This window comes from Streptomyces sp. NBC_00335, assembly GCF_036127095.1.
In the GTDB taxonomy this organism is placed as follows: Bacteria; Actinomycetota; Actinomycetes; order Streptomycetales; family Streptomycetaceae; genus Streptomyces.
Genome location: NZ_CP108006.1, coordinates 210753 through 227602, shown reverse-complemented (window position 1 = coordinate 227602; position 16850 = coordinate 210753). Strand labels below are relative to the sequence as shown.

Genomic DNA, 16850 nt, shown 5'->3' with positions numbered 1-16850 from the left:
GTCCCGACGGCGTTGTCAGTGGCTCCGCCTAACGTCCCGTTCATGACGCGAACCGCACACACCTTCGCCTATGTCCGCCCCTCCTCTCTGACCTCCGCCGCGACGGGCCGGTCCCTCGGGCTGGAGACCGCGGGCGGGCTGACCCCGGCCGGGGCCGAGGCCCACCCGCAGTTCTTCGCAGGGTTCCTGAGTGCCCCTCAGGCGGCCGCGCGTGCCCTGCTCGCCGTCGCGGACGTGGCCGCGGCCCGCTACTACCGCCGCACCCTGCTGGCCTCCCTCGATCCGGTGGTCACCGGCAACGGCGACCGGTTGCGCTTCGAGTCCTTCTCCGGCTGCTGCGGTGTGTACGCCCGGCTCGACGTGCTGCCCGAGGGCCTGCGCGACGCCGACACCGGCCACGGCACCACCAACGTCGACGTCAACAACCCGCTGCGCGAGGCGCTGTCCCGGCTCACCGGGGACGACCCCCTGCACCTGCGGGTCGGCCCCGACGAGATGGCGGTCACCACCCTGGACGGCGCGGTCGTCGAGAAGAAGGTGCCGCTGCCCGACCGCTGGCTGCGCGGCTTCGCCGAATCCCAGGCCATCACCACCGGGTTCGACCTGCGCGGCGAACTGGGCGCCGCCGAAACAGCCCGCTTCCTGCGCTCCCTCCCGCGAACCCCCGCGGGCGGAGCAGGTGGGGGCCGGCCGCTCTGGGTGGTTCCCGCGGGCCGTGCGCTGCGCCCCACCACCCGGCCCGTCCCCGGCGCGGTCTGCCTGCCCGGCCCCGAGCGCCTCGCCGCCCTCCAGCGGGTACTGCGCCAGGCCACCGGCCTGCGCGTGTACGGTCCCGCGGCGGACGGCGCCAACCCCACCGCCTCCGCCTGGGAGATCGGCCTGCCCGGCATGCGGCTCACCCTCACCCTCTCCCCGCAGGCCGACCGCGGCTTCTCCGGTGAAGGCGCCGTCCTGGAGGCCCTCGCCACCGACGCGGCGGCCGAGGACGCCGAGCTGATCTCCGTCCTGCTCGCCTGGGAACCGCGCATCGACCCGGCCGACCTCGCCGAGCAGTCGGGCCTCCCGGTCGAGCGGGTGCGGGCCGCACTCACCCGACTCGGCACCGCCGGCCGGGTCGGCTACGACATCGCCGAAGCCGCGTACTTCCACCGCGAACTGCCCTACGACGCCCGGCGAGCCGAACGCCACAACCCGCGCCTCGTCGCCGCCCGCGCGCTGCTGGAGGCCGGCGCGGTCACCCTGGACCGCCCCGGCACCTCCGTGGTGGCCTCCGGTGAACGCCGTTACCAGGTGCGCGAGTCCGGAGGCGCCCTCAGCTGCACCTGCCAGTGGTGGGCCGACCACCGCGGCCGCCGCGGCCCCTGCAAACACGCCCTCGCCACCCGCATGGCGCTCCGGGCCGCCACCGACACCGCCCGAGCCGCCACCAGCACCGCTTCCGTCAGCACCGCTTCCGTCAGCACCGCTTCCACCGGAGTCGCACGATGAACACCACCTCCGCCCCCGCGCAGGCCCCCACCGACGGCGCCATCGAGGCGGTACGAGCCGGACGCACCGCCGAACTGCCCGACCTCCTCAAGGCGCTGGACCGTACGCAGCGCCGGGACCTGCTCGTCGTCCTGAAGCGGATGCGCGGCGAACTGCGTACCCAGGGCTGGGACAACTGGCAGCAACGGGCGCTGATGGGCCAGGCCCTGGTGGTCGCCGGAGCCGGCTGCCACACCGGCGCGGCGGCCGCGGCCGCCTGGATCGGCGCCGCGGACATGCGCCGCTGGCAGACGCTGCCCACGGGCGTCCTGCTCGACGTCCTGGCCGACCGGGACCCCCAGTGGCTGGGCGACCTCGCCCACCGGCTGGCCGCCCGGGCCTCCACCGTCGAGCAGGACTACGCGCTGATCATCGAACTCGTCCGCATCACCGGCTGCCCGATGCCCACCACCGACGGCTGCGTCGAGGGCTGGGCGATGGCCCTGGACACCTCCCGCACCCCGCTCGGCCACGCCCTGCGCGACGACCCCCACGTCACCACCCTCGTGCCGCGCCTCTTCGAAACCGCCGAGCCGGTCCGATCCTTCGGCTGGCGCTGCGACCCGGACGATCCCGACCACTGGCCGGCAGCCGTGGCCGGCCTTGCCGAGGCCGGCATCGTGGACCGTGCCGCGCTCCTCGACGGATGCACGGCCCGCCTGCTGCGCGGCGGCAAGGCCGGACAGCTGAAGCCCTACCAGGCCATCTGGCAGGGACTCCGTCCGACCGAAGAGGAGGAGCGCGAGCGCGCCGCCGACTGGATCGCGCTGACCGCCGACGCCCCGTCCCCCGTGGCCGGGCACGCCCAGCGGATACTGGCCCGGCTCGCCGCGGCGGGCCACCTCACCCCCCGACTGCTGGCCGAGATGTCGGCAGCCGTCCTCTTCCGCCCCGAGAAGAAGCTCGTCCGCGCCCAGCTGGTACTGATGGGCAAGGAGCTCCGCCGTGACCCGGCCACCGCACCCGAGCTGCTGGCGGTGCTGGGCGAAGCCTTCGGGCACACCGACACCGACATCCAGGAGCGCGCCCTCAAGCTGGCCGCCGCCCACCTCACCGACGACCCCGTCCTACGCGCCGAACTCGCCGGGCAGGCCCAGTCGCTGAGCCCGGCCCACCGGACCCGTGCCGTCGAACTCCTCGGGCAGGACGCGGCCGTCCCTGCCGACGACGCCGCTCCCTACCAGGAGTTCCTCCCGCCGCCCCCGCTCCCGGCCCCGCTCGCACCGGCCCCCGGGACGGTACCGGAGACCGTGGAACTCGTAGCCGCCGTCATCAACTCCCGCACCACGACCGTCGAGGAGTTCGAGCGAGCCCTGGACGGCCTGGTCCGGCACGCCCACCGGGACCGTGCGGCCCTCAACGCAGTGCTGCGCCCTGCGCTCGCCGACCAGTGGTGGCTCGACCCCGCCCGGGCCCACTGGTACACCGGCGAACTGGCCGGGCTCGCGCACGTCGCCGCCGCCGTCATGGACGCGCGCCCGATGGGCCCGGCGCCGGAGGCGCTCGGGGGCTGGCGCAGCGACTGCCACCACACGGCGTTCACCGTCGCCCGCCAGGCGCGCCTGGTCGAAGCCGCCCGGCACGTCACGACCCGGCCGCTGCCCTTCCTGCTCGCCACCCCCACAGGGCAGACCGGCACCCTGGATCCCCAGGTGCTCGTCGAGCGCCTCACCGAGTACGGGCGCCTCGGCGAGCAGCCCGCCCCGGTGGACTTCGCGCAGGCCCTGCTGCGGGTTCGCCGCGACGCCTCCGCCGTTCCTGCCGCGGCGGCCCTCGGCACACCGGAGGGGGACAGGCTGGCGGCCTGGCTCGGCGAGGCCGGAGAGGCCGGGGCCGTCACCCGCCGCACCGCGTCGGCCGTACCGCACGCCTACGGGGAGACCCCGGCGGGGCTGGTCCTCGACACGGCGGAACGCACCACTCTGCTCCGGGAGTTCCCCGAGGCCTTCCACGAGCTCGCGCAGGCACGCAAAGCCACCAGCCGCTGCTGGGACGGCGGGGACGAGGCCCTGCTGATCGCGGCCCTACCCGAGGACCGGGAGACACTGGCAGCATGGTGGCTCCCCGCGATCACGGCCTGCGCCGTCCACGAAGGGCGGGGCGGCCTCGCCGTACTCCCGGGGCTCGCCGCGGCCGGCGGCCCCGCCGGCCCGGCCCTGCACCTCGCCGTGGCCACCGGCCTCGGCGCCCGCCACCCCGAAGACCGGCTGCGGGCCGCGGACGCGCTGCTCACCCTCGCCGCCCGGGAGGAACTGGACGCAGGGCGCCTGGGCGCGGACCTGGGCGAACTCCTGAACCTGGGCACGGTCAAACCCAACCGGCTCGCCGACTCGCTGCGCACCTCCGCCGCGACCGGCGCCTGCGCGACCACCTGGGCCGTCCTGGCCGCCGTGCTCCCCGCACTGCTCACCGGCACGGTCGACGCGAGGGGCGCCGGAGACCTCCTCGCGACGGCCGCCGACTGCGTGGAGCAGTCGGGAACGGCGTCGCCCGAGCCGGCGGGCCTCGCCGAGGCCGCGTCCCGCCCCGGCCGCTCCCGCCTGGTCACCCAGGCGTCCCGCCTCCGCGACGCACTCCGACGCAACGCGCAGGGTCCGGCCGCGCGGGGCGAGTAGCGGCCGCCCGCGGCGAGGGCGGCCGGCGCCGGGTCCTGCGCGGTGCGCCATCTGCCGCCTTCAGGCCCGGCTGATCCGGAGAACCGGGATATCCCTGTCGGTCCCCTTCTGGTACTCCTCGTAGCGGGGGAAGACGGAGAGCAGGAGCGGCCATACCCTGGCCTTCTCCTCCGCGGGCAGGACGTCGACGCGTGCCCGGAAGCGTTCGCCCAGGACCCGTACGTGCACCTCGGGATTGGCCTCGACGCTCGCGAACCACATCGGGTGCTTGGCGGCCCCTCCGTTGGAGGCCACGATCAGATGGCTGTCACCGTCTTGCGCGTGGATGAGGACGGTGCGGTGCCAGGCACCGCTGACGCGGCCCTGGTAGTCCAGCAACAAGCAGGGCGAGCCGTTCATGTCGGTACTCTCCGTGCCGTCCGATTCCTCGTACCTGATGCCTTGGTCGCGGACCTGTGGATGGGGGCTCAGTTTCACAGTGGCCGGGTCGTAGGCAGTCATGTGGATCCTCCGGAGACGAATGGCAGCGTCATCGATCATCCACCATTCGAAGCGGTGCCGGATCCGGGGCGAGGGTGCCGTGAGCCCCAGGTCATCGACCTGGGGCCGCGGTCAGCCGGTGGGCCGGGTCACTTGGACTGCGTGGACAGGCTCACCCCGCTGAAGTCCTGCGCGGCGGCGAGGCTGAAATACAGCCATCCGGAAGGCGGATTGTCCACCGTCAGGGTCTCGCTGTTGCCGGGGTTGACGGACTTGGCCTGGTGGCTGCTCGTGGTGGCCCAGCTGGTGCCGCCGTAGTACAGGTCGGCATTGCCGGTGCCTCCGCTGCTGGTGATGGTCAGCTGCTTGACCCCGGCCGGCAGGTACACGAAGTGGTAGCTGTAGTTCCCGGCGGTGGCAGAGAGGCCATCCCGGCGGCAGTGCCCGTCGAACTGACGGGGATCGCTGATGGTGCACACCGGGGTGGAGGGGGCCTCGGGCAGGGGGCCGCAGTCGTTGGTCGCGCAGGCGGTCGTCAGCCAGGTGGCGAAGCCGGCGTCGTAGGTGGTGCCGATGGTCTGCTTCAGGAAGGTGCGGGCACCGTTCCAGTCACCGGTGCGGTACTTGCCGAGCACGGTCTCCACGTCGGCGGGGTGGGCCTGGAGCATGTAGCGGACCGCCAGGAAGCCCCAGCGGTAGACCCGGTTCGAGTTGACCTCGGGGTCCGCGTCCTGGCCGTAGACGGTGTCGAAGAGGTCGCTGAGCTTGTAGGTCTTCTTGCCGGCCTCGGCGATCGCGTCTGCGTTGCGCTCGCCCCGGTAGCCGAACGAGATGTTCTCGGCGATGCCCTCGACCCACCAGATGGTCGGCGTGACGATGCCGGCCTCGAAGTCGCCCGCCATGTTGTAGCGGCCGTCGAGGTAGTGGGTGTACTCGTGGTTGAGGTTCCAGATCTGGAAGTCCGGACGCAGCCAGTGCGCCTCGTGGGCGATGAACCGGGCCTGGTTGCCTGCGGCGGCCGGGTTGCCCTCCTCGTACATGCCGCCGTTGTCCACGTCGATGTCGTAGATGGCCCAGGCGTACAACGAGTAGTTGGTGTAGTCGTCGAAGACGACGACCTCGAGGTTGGTGTTCACGTCACCGGGGATCGCGCCCTTGTCGCCGATGACCCGGTGGAAGTAGGCGTCCTGGTTGACCAGGCTGGTACAGGTGCTCGCCAGCTGGCCGGGGGACATGTCCTGAGCGCGGATCTTCAGGCCCGGGGTGCAGGTGTGCTGGATCGGCAGGATGGCCGGGAGCACGCGTGCGCCCAGGTCGCAGATGGCGTAGGCCGCGCAGTTGTTCCTGTCGTACTGGCGCGTGTACCAGCCCAGGTTCATGGTGATCGGCGCGGTGGGGCCGACGTTCGGGTACCGGTTGATCAGGTCCTTGAGCAGCGGGCGGACCCGGTCCTTGAGCTCGGGGACGTCGAGGGCGTGGCCGAGGAAGCGGCCGACGTTGCTGACGACGTCCAGGCGGTTGAGCTGCGCGCCGTTGCGCGTGATGAAGCCGGCCCAGGTATTGAGGATGGCGGGGTCGGCCTTGAGGGCGGCCCGCCAGCCGCGGTCGTCGTTCTTGGCCTTGAAGCCGTTCTCGACGACCCACTCGACGTGCTGCATGGCGAGGTTCATCTGGCCGGGCCACGTGCCGTCGTAGCTGCCGAGCATCCACTTGACGACTCCGGCGTAGCGGCCGGCCGCGTGGGTGCTGTCGATCAGGGTGACGACCTCGTTCAGGATCTCACCGTTGGCGTCCGTGACGTCCTTGCTGCGCGGGGAGGCGAAGAAGGCGTCCAGCGCGCCGCGCGCGGCACCGTCGAGCGCCGTGCCGTAGGGGCCGACGACGTCCCCGTGGTTGTCCTGGACGTAGTAGCCGGCCCGCAGGAACAGCACCAACTGGCCGACTGAGGCGCTGTTGCCGCCCGAATAGGTGGCGGAGGCCTCGCGCAGCGCGTGGGCGACGGTCACCATCTGGGCTTCGTTGAACGCCTTCCGCGCGTTCTCCCCGGTGAGGTTGAACAGCGGGTACGTACAGCTGATCCGGGGGAGTGCCTTGAGCTGCTGGACCAGGGCGCCGCCGGTCGCGTTGATCACGCCGGAGAGGTCGCCGCACTCGTCCCCGGCTGCGGCCGAGGACCGCCGGCCGTCCTTGCCGGACTTGGGCGGTTGTACGGGCTGTACGGGGTTCACGGTCGGCGCGGGGGCGATGGCGGACTCCTCGGCGCTGTCCTGCGAGGAGATCCGGAAGCGGGAGCCGTTGCTCATCGCGTCGGGCGACTTGGGGACCGGGATCGACCGCGGCGCCGTGGCCGAGGCTGCCCGTACGTACGGACCGGCCGGGGTCGCGGCGCCGGCGGAGGCGGCCTGGCTCTGTGGCGCGAGCAGACCGAGCGCAAGGAAGGCGGCTGCGCCCAGCGCGGGAAGTCTGCGCGCGTTGGCCTTCGATATCCGGAAGGGATGCATCTGCGGGGGCCTCCGGGGCCGTTGTGGCCACGTGCTGGTAACACGGGCGTTTGATGTGTGACATGTAAAATTTCACATGTCGCATCGCGCCGGAAGTCTTTTGGCCGAATTGGCACCTGGCGCCACCAGACCGCTCCTGCAGTGATCCGGTCGGTAGAGCGGCCCGGCAGGGTGGCTCGATCCGAGGCGCCCGGAAGTGTCTCGCGGCCTGGACGGCCGCGAGACACTGAACCGCTACTTCGGGCAGGTGTCGTGGGTCACCTTGCCGCCGGCGGTGGCGGCGGTGTCGGGGTTGACCGTCAGGCACAGGCCGGTCCACTGGTTGATGAACCTGAAGGCGGTCCGGCGCTCGGTTCCGACCTCGACCTGCGTCGGCATGATGTTCCACATCTGGTTCCCGGAGAACCAGCGGTTCTCGCAGCCCCACCAGAAGAGCTGGGTCCCGGCTGACGGCGGGGTGCCGTTGTTCCACGGGATGGTCAGGCACATGCCGTTGCTGGACTTGATCCAGTAGTAGCCCTGACCGTCGTACGAGGGTGTCACGGCGGCCCACTGGTGGCTGCTCGGCGCCGTCGACTGACATGTGCGCTGGGTGACCAGACCGCCCGTCTTGGTGCTGTCGAACTCCGGGCCCCGCACCATGCACTTGCCGTACTTGGTGTCGACGTAGGTCTTGTCGGCATTGACCAGCCAGATCGCCTGGTGGCCACCGGCAACGGTGTAGCCCTTGTTGCGGTCGATGATGTTCTGGATCAGGGCCCAGCCGGGGAAGTCCATCATGACGATGCCGAGGTGGCCGTTGCCGCCGCCGGAGTTCAGGTACTGCATCAGCCGGAAATTCACGCCTTGGACCGCGGGCTGACCGTTGGCCCATCCGTACCCGCCGGCGAATTGCGCAGGGGACATGAGGTCGCCGTTGTAGTCGGACGCGGACGTGTACGTCACGAACATCTCACCGCTGCCGTCCCGGACGGCCTTGTCGATGTTGTCCTTGACGAAGCCGAACTTCTGGGGGATGCCATCCGGCTCCCAGTGGTCCTCCTTGTGGCTGTTGAAGGTGTTGATCCCGTACTGACCGTCGACGTTGTCGAAGCTGCCCAGCACGATCTTTCCCCGGACTTGCGAGAGGCGCGGCACGTACGCCACGGATCCCTTGGCGATCGAAGGGGAGTAGAACAGGTTCGGGTAGCGCTCCGTGTAACCCTTGAAGATCTCTTCGATCTTCGCGCTGTCGACGCTCGTCGGATCGTTCGCACAATCGAATGTGCCGACGTTCCCGCGGGGGCACTCGGCCCTCAAGCGCATGACGACGGTCTCGTTCTTGTGCTTGCCGAGGAAGTCCTTGGCCTTTGTCAGGACGTCATCGAAGTTGGCGTCCTGGTACGACGATCCGTGATGAATCGTGAAGTACTTGCCCTCGGTGACGCGGACCCGGACGTCAACGGCGCGGATTCCCCGCTCCAACTGCGCCGTCAAGGTGTTCGCGCTCTTTCCGAAGTTCTGCTGCGTCTCCGCAGGAGGTCCTCCTTGGATGGAAAGGGAGTCGTGGGTACCGGGAAGCGACAGGGCCGCGAGCCATGTGCCGCCGGCGATGTCCTTCATCCAGTCGGCGTTCGTCGCCGACCCGATGTTGCCGTAAGCGTCCCCGAAATTGCTCCCGTGGGCTCGGGCGGGAGTCGGCGCGAGGAGAGCGCTGCTGCCGGCGACACCGAGCACGACCGCGCCGGCTGCGACACCGGTCACCATCCGACGTGCCAGTCGGCGAAGCCGTGGGAGTGACCCCTGATGGACCTGATGAATGGATGATCGAGGCATGTAAGTCCTACTCGGATCAAGGGTGGCCAGGATCTACGGCCAATCGGTCAATGAGGGCGGCGGATGCCGCCGCGGCCCCCCGCCCGCCCGCAACCTCTTGTGGCGGGCGGGCGGGCGGGCGGGCGGGCGGGCGGGCGGGCGGGCGGGCGAGGGGGAGGCCGGGGACCGGCCTCCCGTACCGCCGTCGGCTCAGGGAAGTGGGATCACTTGCCCAGGTAGGCGTTGATGATCGTGACCTCGGAGACGTTGCCCTGCTTGTCGGTGACCTGCGCCCGGAAGGAGATCCCCCGGTCCTTCGCGGGGTTCCGGACGGAGAACGCGCCGTCGGTGACCGTGACGCGCTTCCAGGTCGTACCGCCGTCTTCGCTCACGGAGATCGCCAGCGACTTGACGTTCTTCCCCGAGGCCGCACCCTGCACGGTCACGGGTATCCGGGTGGCCTTGCCCGCGGGGGCGCGGGAGGCGATGTCGAGCGGGGCGTGGAAGCGCACCGTGGAGACCGAGAGCGCGGTCCGGTCGGCGACCTGGCCGGAACGGAAGGTGAAGCTCGTGTCGATGCGGGTGGAGACGGCGGAGATCTCGGGGGACCGCTCGACGGAGGTGGTCAGCCGGTACTCGGCGTCGGCGCCGTCGACCGTGAAGGGCTCCCAGCCGCTCAGCGGGTCCTCGTTCTCGGCGACCTTGATTCCGTCGCGGTACAGGGTCGTGGCGGCCTTGGTGAGAGAGGAGGAGCCGGCGTGGCCCGCGCCGTCGCCGAAGAGGGGTACCGAGGCGGTGATGGTCTGCTCGCCCGTCTCAGGATCGGGCGCGGTGCGGAACACGCCCAGACCCTTGCCCAGGAGCGGTGAGAACACTCCGGTGTTGAAGGTCTCGCGGTGGGAGGAGCCCGCCGCGTAGCGCTTCGGCTCCAGGGCGGCCTGGTCCGCCTCGATGCGCTGGTTGCCGTCCGCGTCAGGGGCGCCGAGCTGCCAGAAGCCGCTCCGCCAGGTCGCACCGTCGAGGGCGGAGAGCAGGAGCGTACGGGTGCCGGGAGCGGGCTGGACGGCTCCGTAGAAGTCGCCCTGGGACATGCCGGGCAGGGTGGGGGCGGCGTAGGCGTACCCGGACTTGCCGGGGGCGGGCGCGCCCATGTCCACGGAGAGCTTCGCCAGCTGGCCCGCCTTCACGTGGCGTGTGTACCCGGTGGCGAGACGGTTCGTCGCGCCGCCGAGGGCAACGTTGTACTGGGTGGCCGGGTCCTTGATGAAGGTCGCCAGCCAGCTCTGTGTCAGCGAGCCGTCGGTCACGTCCGGCCCCATGTGGGCGGAGCGGAACCCGGTGTAGCCCTTGGGGAGGACCCAGCCGTTGCCGAGGTGGCCTTCGCCGACCGTCTGTTGGTAGTACGGCAGGGCGAAGTCGGCCGTGGCCAGACCGGGAACGGTGATGTCCACCGGCTTCGCGGTGCGCGCGTCGACCGTGACCGTGGTGGTCCCGGAGACCTCCAGCCGGGGCTGGACCAGCCAGTCGACACCCTTGGTGAGGTCCGAGCCGTCCTGGTACACGGCGCCGTGGAGGGCGTAGGTGCCCTTGGGTAGGCGCAGGGTGCCGGAGCCGGACTCGTTGCTGACGCCCGTCCATATGCCGTCGGCGGCGCCGCCGATCCCGAACAGGGAGTGGGAGAACTCGCGGGCAGGGCCGCCGTCGCGGTCGACGGTCGTGATGGTGACGTCGTACGCCTCGGCCTCACGGACGGCCGCCGCGCCCGAGCGCACCGACTGGCCGCCGCCGGTGGCGGTGACGTAGGCGGAGAAGGCGCCGTCGACATCGCCGAGCCGGGTGTCGGCGCTCAGGTCGACCTCGGCGCGGCCACCGGCGGGCACGGTCACCTTGTCGGCGCCGAGTGAGAAGAACCCGGCCGGGGCGGCCTTGCCCCGGGCGTCGGTGCCGGTCACCGCGAGGTCGAGGGTGATGTCGGTGGTGCCGAGGTTGCGGTAGGCGACCTTCTTGGTGAGCGGCACGTCGTCGGCGTGCGGCCACTGGGCCGTGCCGAGGGACACCGACGGCTGCTCGGTGATCACCGTTTGGGACAGGGCCTTGTCCACCTGCACACGGCCCGTGCCCTGCTGCTGGACGCCGACCGCGCCGTCCTTGGTCGACGCGGTCAGCGCGCCCTTGAGCTCGGTCCCGGTCCAGCCGGGGTTCTTCTGCTTCAGCAGCGCCGCCGCTCCGGCCACGTGCGGGGTGGCCATGGAGGTGCCGTTGAGCTGCAGGTAACCCGGGACGGGGTGCTGGGCCCCGGGGTCGGTGTCGAGCTTGCTCCCCGGCGCCGCCGCGGCGGTGATGCCCACGCCGGGCGCGGTGAGGTCGGGCTTGACCGCGCCGTCTCCGACGCGCGGGCCCCTGCTGGAGAACTCCGCGAGCACGTCCTTGTCGTCGACGGCGCCTACGGTCAGGGCGGCGTCGGCGCTGCCGGGCGAGCCGACCGTGGACTCGCCGGCCCCGTCGTTGCCCGCGGCGATGGCGAACAGCACCCCCTTCTCCGCCGACAGCCGGTCGACGGTGGCCTCGACCGGGTCCACGCCGGGGAAGTCCCGGCTTCCGAGGCTGAGGTTGACGACGGACGCCCCTTCGGCGACGGCCCACTCCATGCCCGCGATGACCGCGGAATCGGAGCCGTAGCCCCGGTCGTCGAGGACCTTGCCGCTGATCACCTTGGCACCGGGCGCGACGCCCTTCAGTGCTCCGCCGGACGCGGCCCCGGTCCCGGCCGCGATGGAGGCCACGTGGGTGCCGTGGCCGACGCGGTCGGTGGTGTCGGGGGAGTCGGAGAAGTTCTTCTCCGCGACGACCTGGCTCTTCAGGTCCTCGTGGGTCTTGTCGACACCGGTGTCCAGGACGGCGATCTTCACGCCCGTGCCGTCGAACCCGGCCTGCCAGGCCCGGTCGGCGCCGATCTGCTTCGTGCTCTTGTCCAGGCTCGCCTTGCGCACGCCGTCCAGCCAGACCTTGCCGATGCCGGCGTCCGCGGCTCGCAGGCCGCGGGCGGTGGGGCTGGTCAGGGCCTCCCAGACCTTCGTGGCGTCGGCGGGCGAGGCCTTGACGACTTCGGCGTTGACGCTCTGGAGGGCGCGCCCCGCCCCGTTGCCGGCGGCGGACCGCAGCTGGGTGCGTGCCGCCCCGGCGGCACCCTCGTACTGGACGATCAGGCCGAGTCCGCCGCGGTGCAGTGCGCGCAGGGTCGGGTCGGCGAGCGTGGTGACGTCGAAGAGGCGCCGGTCCAGCTTGCCGGCGGCCAGCAGGGCCCGCGCGTCGGCGGGCAGGACCAGGGTGCGGCCGTCGGCACGTTCGATCTGGACCGGTACGCGCTCACGGCCCTTGCCGGGCTCGAAGCGCACGACGGCGCCGCTGCCGTTCACGGTCACCCGGTCGCCGGTGATCAGCGTGACGGTCACGGGAGAGCCCGTGGCGCTCCTGGTGGGGGAGGCGGCGGGCGCCGCCCCCGCGGGGCCGGTCAGCCCCGTGCTGAGGGCGACGACGGCGGTGGCGAGGGCGAGGGCCCCCGCGGCTTGTCGAGGCCTGTGGGTCCGTGTGAACAACTCTGCTCCTGTGGAAGGCGCGCACTGCGGCCTGAGCCGACGCGGCGCGCCCCGTCGTGTGGCGCACGTGGCGTACGCGGTGTGGGTGGCGGTGTGGTGACACCGGCCGCCGCGGCCCGGCCGGCCCGTGTCCCACCGACCCCTAGGGGGAGAGGCGGGGGTGGGAAGGGCGAGCCGTCCGGGCCGTGCGGCGACCGGGTCACGGCAGCAGTCCACCGGCTCGCGCATTGTTCAGCAGCCCCGGTCCGGGCGGCTGAACAATTGATTTCCGTGGCCGAAGAGGCCCTTGTGACTGCGGGCGCCCCCTCCTACGGTGGAAAAGATCTTGACCCCGGGGGAGAGGAGCAGCATGGGAAGTGGTGCGGGAAGGCCCGAGAAGGCGCTCGATCCACAGGCCGGTCCCATAGCCCGGTTCGCCGGTGAGCTCCGCGCACTGCGCCGCGAGGCCGGCGCCGTCCCTTACCGGGAACTGGCCTCGCGGGCCGGCTATTCGGTGACGGCGCTCTCCCAGGCCGCCTCCGGGAACCGGCTGCCGAGCCTGCCCGTGGCGCTGGCCTACGCCGAGGTCTGCGGCGGCGCCCGGCCGGAGTGGGAACGACGGTGGCGCGAGGCCGAAGCCGCAGCAGAGAGCGAAGCCGCGGCCGAAGCCCTGGCCGCCCTCGCGCTCGGTACCGACGGCGGCGGCGCTCCGCCCTATCGGGGCCTGACCCGCTTCGAACCCGAGGACGAGCCGGTGTTCTTCGGCCGGGAACGCCTGACCGACCAACTGACGGCCCTGGTCGCCGAACACCGCTTCGGCGTGGTCCTCGGCCCCTCCGGGAGCGGCAAGTCCTCGCTGCTGCGAGCCGGTCTTGTCCCGCGCCTGCGCCGCTCCGCTCCGCCGCTGCCCCCCGCCGCGGCCCTGCGCGTCCTCACCCCCGGCGAACACCCCATGCGGACCCACGCGCCGGTTCTCACCCCGGCCGCCGCGGACGGCGAGACCTGGCTGATCGTCGACCAGTTCGAGGAGGTCTTCACCCTCTGTACGGACCCCGACGAACGGCGGGACTTCCTCGCGGCCCTCCTCGCCGCCCGCGACCCCGGAAGCCGGATCCGCGTGGTACTCGGCGTGCGCGCCGACTTCTACGCGAACTTCCTGGCCCACCCCGCCCTCGCCGAGGCCGCCCGAGCCGCGACCCTCCCCGTGGGCCCGCTGACCGCCGAGGAGATGCGCGGCGCGATCGTGCGCCCCGCGGCAGCGGCCGGTCTCACCGTCGAACGCGCCCTCACGGCCCGGCTCGTGGACGAGGTCACCCGCGAACCCGGCAGCCTGCCGCTGCTCTCCCACGCCCTGCTGGAGACCTGGCGGCGCCGCCGCGGGCGCACGCTGACCCTGGCCGGACACGAGGCGGCCGGTGGTCTGCGCGGAGCCCTGGCCCAGACCGCCGAGGAGCTGTACGCGGAACTCGGGCCCGGCCGCGCCCCCGTCGCGCGTCGCCTCCTGCTGAACCTGATCACCCCCGGCGACGGAGCACCCGACACACGCAGGCCCGTACCCCGCGACACCCTCGTGCCCCCGGACTCCCCGGAAGCCGCCGAGGCCGGTGCGGTGCTGGACCGGCTGGCCCGGGCCCGGCTCGTCACCCTGGACCGGGACGTCGTGGACCTGGCGCACGAGGCCCTGATCACCGCGTGGCCGCGGCTGTCCGGCTGGATCGACACGGACCGTGAACGGCTGCGGCGACACCGCCGGTTGACCCAGGCCACCCAGAACTGGCTGACCCGCCGACGCGACGCCGGAGCGCTCCTGCGCGGCGGGGAACTGGCCGAGGCCGAGGCCACGTTCGCGGACGAAGCGGGCCGGCGCGCCGAACTGGTACCGACGGAGCGGGAGTTCCTGAGCGCGGGTCTCGCGTCCCGGGCCCGTACGCGTCGCATCCGGCGCGGGGTGACCTCCGTCGTCGCCCTCCTCCTCGTCCTCCTCACGGTGGCGAGCACGACCGCCTGGCAGCAGGGCCGCGACAACGTCCGCCAGCGGGTCGACGCCGAGATCCGGCGGGTCAAGGGGGAGGAACTGGCCGCCGGTCAGCTGTCGGCCGTGGCCCAGGGCCTGCGCAGCTCCGACCCCGCGCTGGCGATGCGGCTGAGCGTGGCCGCCTGGCGGCTCGCCGAGACCGCCGAGACCCGGTCGGCGCTGCTGGCGGCGTCCGTCCAGTCCGAGTCCGATGCCTTCGACGTGCCGGACGAGGCCGGGCCCTGGCTCTCCCACCCCGCGCTCCCGGTCCGGCTGAGCGCCGACGGCCGCGTCGCGGTCACCGTCGACGTGGATTCCGTACGCGCCTGGGACGTCACGAAGAGGACGGCGGTCGGGCCGGCGACGGCCCTCGACCGGGGAACCCTGTTCCGCGGAATCTCCCCGGACGGCCGTACCGCCCTGGTGCAGGGGTTCGGGGAGAAGGAGGGTCCCGGATCCGGGAGCGGGGCGCGCCGACTGGATCTGGCGACCGGGACGGCGCTCGACGCCGTGCCCCGGGTGGAGGGTTCTTCGGTCGTATGGACGGCCGCCGCACAGATCGTCGCCACCATGGACATGGACGGCGCCACCGGCCGGCTCTCGCTCCGGGACGCACGAGACGGCCGCACCCTGCTGGAGGTGCCGACCGGACGGCATCCGATGTGGGAACTCAGCCCGGACGGAAGCCACCTGGCCGTGTGCGCCAGGGGAGGGGATGCGGTGAACGCCTCCGAACGGGCCGACGTGCCCCTGAGGGTCTGGGACGTGGCACGGGGCAAGGAGCTGCCCGCCACCCGACCCGGCGCGTGCGCCGTCGACTCGTTCCGCTTCACCGGGGACGGCGCCGTCCTGCTGGCCCAGGTGCCGGGCGGCCTGAGCCTGTGGGACCCGGTCACGGACCGGGAACCGGTCCGGATCGACCACCCCGGCCTGACCGAGGTGACCACCAGCCCCGACGGCCGGTTCGCCGCGGCCCTCGACGGCCGGGAGATCCTGATGTGGCGGCTGGCCGCGCCCGAACGGCCGGTCTTCCGCCACTCCCTCGCCAACGGGGCCGCCTCCCAGCTCCGGATCGACCCGAAGGACGGCGTCATCAGGTACCTGACCGAACGCCGACTCGGGGACACCACGGTGCGCACGATCTCTTACGGACCGGCCACGACACCGGACTGGAACCCCGAACCGGCATCCACGGGCACCTTCAGCGCGGACGTCACGACCGTCGCGGTCGACCGCCGGCAGGGCGCCGGCACCTGGTTCGAGGCCTACGCCGTCGCCGACGGCCGGCGCACCGCCCGCACCCCGTCGGCCGACTGCCCGAAGGCCGTACCGGGATCCACCGAATCGCCGACAGGGCCCGACTGCCGGGTCCTGCTCGCGCTCAGCCCCGACGGACGAACCCTCGCCCACGCCCGAACCGGCTTCGCCGAAGGCTCCGACGCCGGGGACGGCCAGCGGGAGAGTGCCCAGGAGCCGGCGTTGTGGGACGTGCCGGCGAACACGGCCCGTGCGCTTCCCGCGGACCCGAAACCGCCGTTCGCCGCCCGGATGCCCATCACGGGGATGGCCGTCTCACCCGACGGCCGGTCCCTGCTCACGACGCGCGCGGGCGTTGACACCCTGGACGTAAGGGACTTGGCGAGCGGGCGCCGTACCCGGCCCCAGGACCTCACGAAGGACCGGGTCTCCTCCGCGAGGAGCTCCCGGAGCGACCGAGCCGCCCCGCTCGCGGTCCGTCCTGACGGGCGACTGCTCGCGACCTCCTCGAACACCTTCGACGTCACCACCGGCCGGCGCACCGAACGGGGCCTCACGAAGGAAGGGGGCGGGGTGATGGCCTACAGCTCCGACGGCACCCGCTTGGCGGTCGGTGACACGACGGGCGGGGTCACCCTGTGGGACGGGGAGGCCGAGCGGCGACTGGCCACCCTCCCGGCCGGGTTCGACACGGCCGGGTTCGACGCGGTCGGTATCGACGACGAAAGGTCCGTCACCTCCCTGGCCTTCTCTCCCGACGGCCGGACCCTGGCCGTGGCGGACGCCTCCGGCACGCTCCGGCTCTGGGACGTGGACTCGGGCCGGCCTCTGGGATCCCCGCTGCCGACCCCCGGCGACGGGATCGTGGCCGTCGCCTTCTCTCCCGACGGACACACCCTGCACAGCGTGGGCGAACACAGCACCGTGCGCACCCACGAGGTGGCGCCGGCCCGACTCGCGGAGTCCGTCTGTACCCGTGCCGGAACCGGACTCTCCCGGTCCGACTGGCGCACGTACCTCCCGGATCTCCCCTACCGGAAGACCTGCTGACAGGTCCCCGCCGACCTTCCGGTCGGCGGGGAACCCG

General features: G+C 72.5%; 7 protein-coding genes. 3 read left to right on the top strand and 4 right to left on the bottom strand.

Annotated features, from left to right (window positions below):
- Positions 1 to 42 precede the first annotated feature (42 nt).
- Positions 43 to 1488: an SWIM zinc finger family protein gene (locus tag OHA37_RS01040; RefSeq protein ID WP_266901444.1), complete on the top strand. Its 1446-nt coding sequence runs from the start codon at positions 43 to 45 to the stop codon at positions 1486 to 1488.
- Positions 1485 to 4142 carry a DUF7824 domain-containing protein gene (locus tag OHA37_RS01035; RefSeq protein WP_266901442.1) on the top strand — a complete coding sequence of 886 codons (2658 nt, stop codon included), beginning with the start codon at positions 1485 to 1487 and terminating at the stop codon, positions 4140 to 4142. Before OHA37_RS01040 ends, OHA37_RS01035 begins: the two co-directional genes overlap by 4 nt.
- A 60-nt stretch (positions 4143 to 4202) precedes the next feature.
- On the opposite strand, the gene OHA37_RS01030 is transcribed toward OHA37_RS01035, so the two are convergent.
- The 4 genes from OHA37_RS01030 to OHA37_RS01015 form a co-directional block, all read right to left on the bottom strand.
- A complete protein-coding gene (locus OHA37_RS01030; protein ID WP_266901440.1) occupies positions 4203 to 4643 on the bottom strand; it encodes a nitroreductase family deazaflavin-dependent oxidoreductase in 441 nt (146 codons plus the stop codon).
- 128 nt (positions 4644 to 4771) lie between these two features.
- Complete coding sequence (locus OHA37_RS01025) at positions 4772 to 7123, bottom strand: M9 family metallopeptidase (RefSeq protein WP_266901438.1); 2352 nt, start codon at positions 7121 to 7123, stop codon at positions 4772 to 4774.
- 234 nt (positions 7124 to 7357) lie between these two features.
- A complete protein-coding gene (locus tag OHA37_RS01020; RefSeq protein ID WP_266901436.1) occupies positions 7358 to 8869 on the bottom strand; it encodes a phosphatidylinositol-specific phospholipase C domain-containing protein in 1512 nt (503 codons plus the stop codon).
- A 272-nt stretch (positions 8870 to 9141) separates the two neighbouring features.
- Positions 9142 to 12513 (bottom strand): S8 family peptidase, encoded by a 3372-nt coding sequence (locus OHA37_RS01015; protein WP_266901434.1) that lies wholly within the window; start codon positions 12511 to 12513, stop codon positions 9142 to 9144.
- Between the two features lie 349 nt (positions 12514 to 12862).
- Here OHA37_RS01015 and OHA37_RS01010 point away from each other — a divergent pair, with 349 nt between their 5' ends.
- Entirely contained in the window at positions 12863 to 16813 is a 3951-nt protein-coding gene (locus tag OHA37_RS01010) for an nSTAND1 domain-containing NTPase (protein WP_266901432.1), read from the top strand.
- The last annotated feature ends 37 nt before the right edge of the window (positions 16814 to 16850 follow it).

What these genes read in the sequence shown, in the direction of transcription:
- OHA37_RS01040 (WP_266901444.1), top strand. Translation starts at nt 43, where the DNA reads ATGACGCGAACCGCACACACCTTCGCCTATGTCCGCCCCTCCTCTCTG.
- OHA37_RS01035 (WP_266901442.1), top strand. Translation starts at nt 1,485, where the DNA reads ATGAACACCACCTCCGCCCCCGCGCAGGCCCCCACCGACGGCGCCATC.
- OHA37_RS01030 (WP_266901440.1), bottom strand. Translation starts at nt 4,643, where the DNA reads ATGACTGCCTACGACCCGGCCACTGTGAAACTGAGCCCCCATCCACAG.
- OHA37_RS01025 (WP_266901438.1), bottom strand. Translation starts at nt 7,123, where the DNA reads ATGCATCCCTTCCGGATATCGAAGGCCAACGCGCGCAGACTTCCCGCG.
- OHA37_RS01020 (WP_266901436.1), bottom strand. Translation starts at nt 8,869, where the DNA reads ATGGTGACCGGTGTCGCAGCCGGCGCGGTCGTGCTCGGTGTCGCCGGC.
- OHA37_RS01010 (WP_266901432.1), top strand. Translation starts at nt 12,863, where the DNA reads ATGGGAAGTGGTGCGGGAAGGCCCGAGAAGGCGCTCGATCCACAGGCC.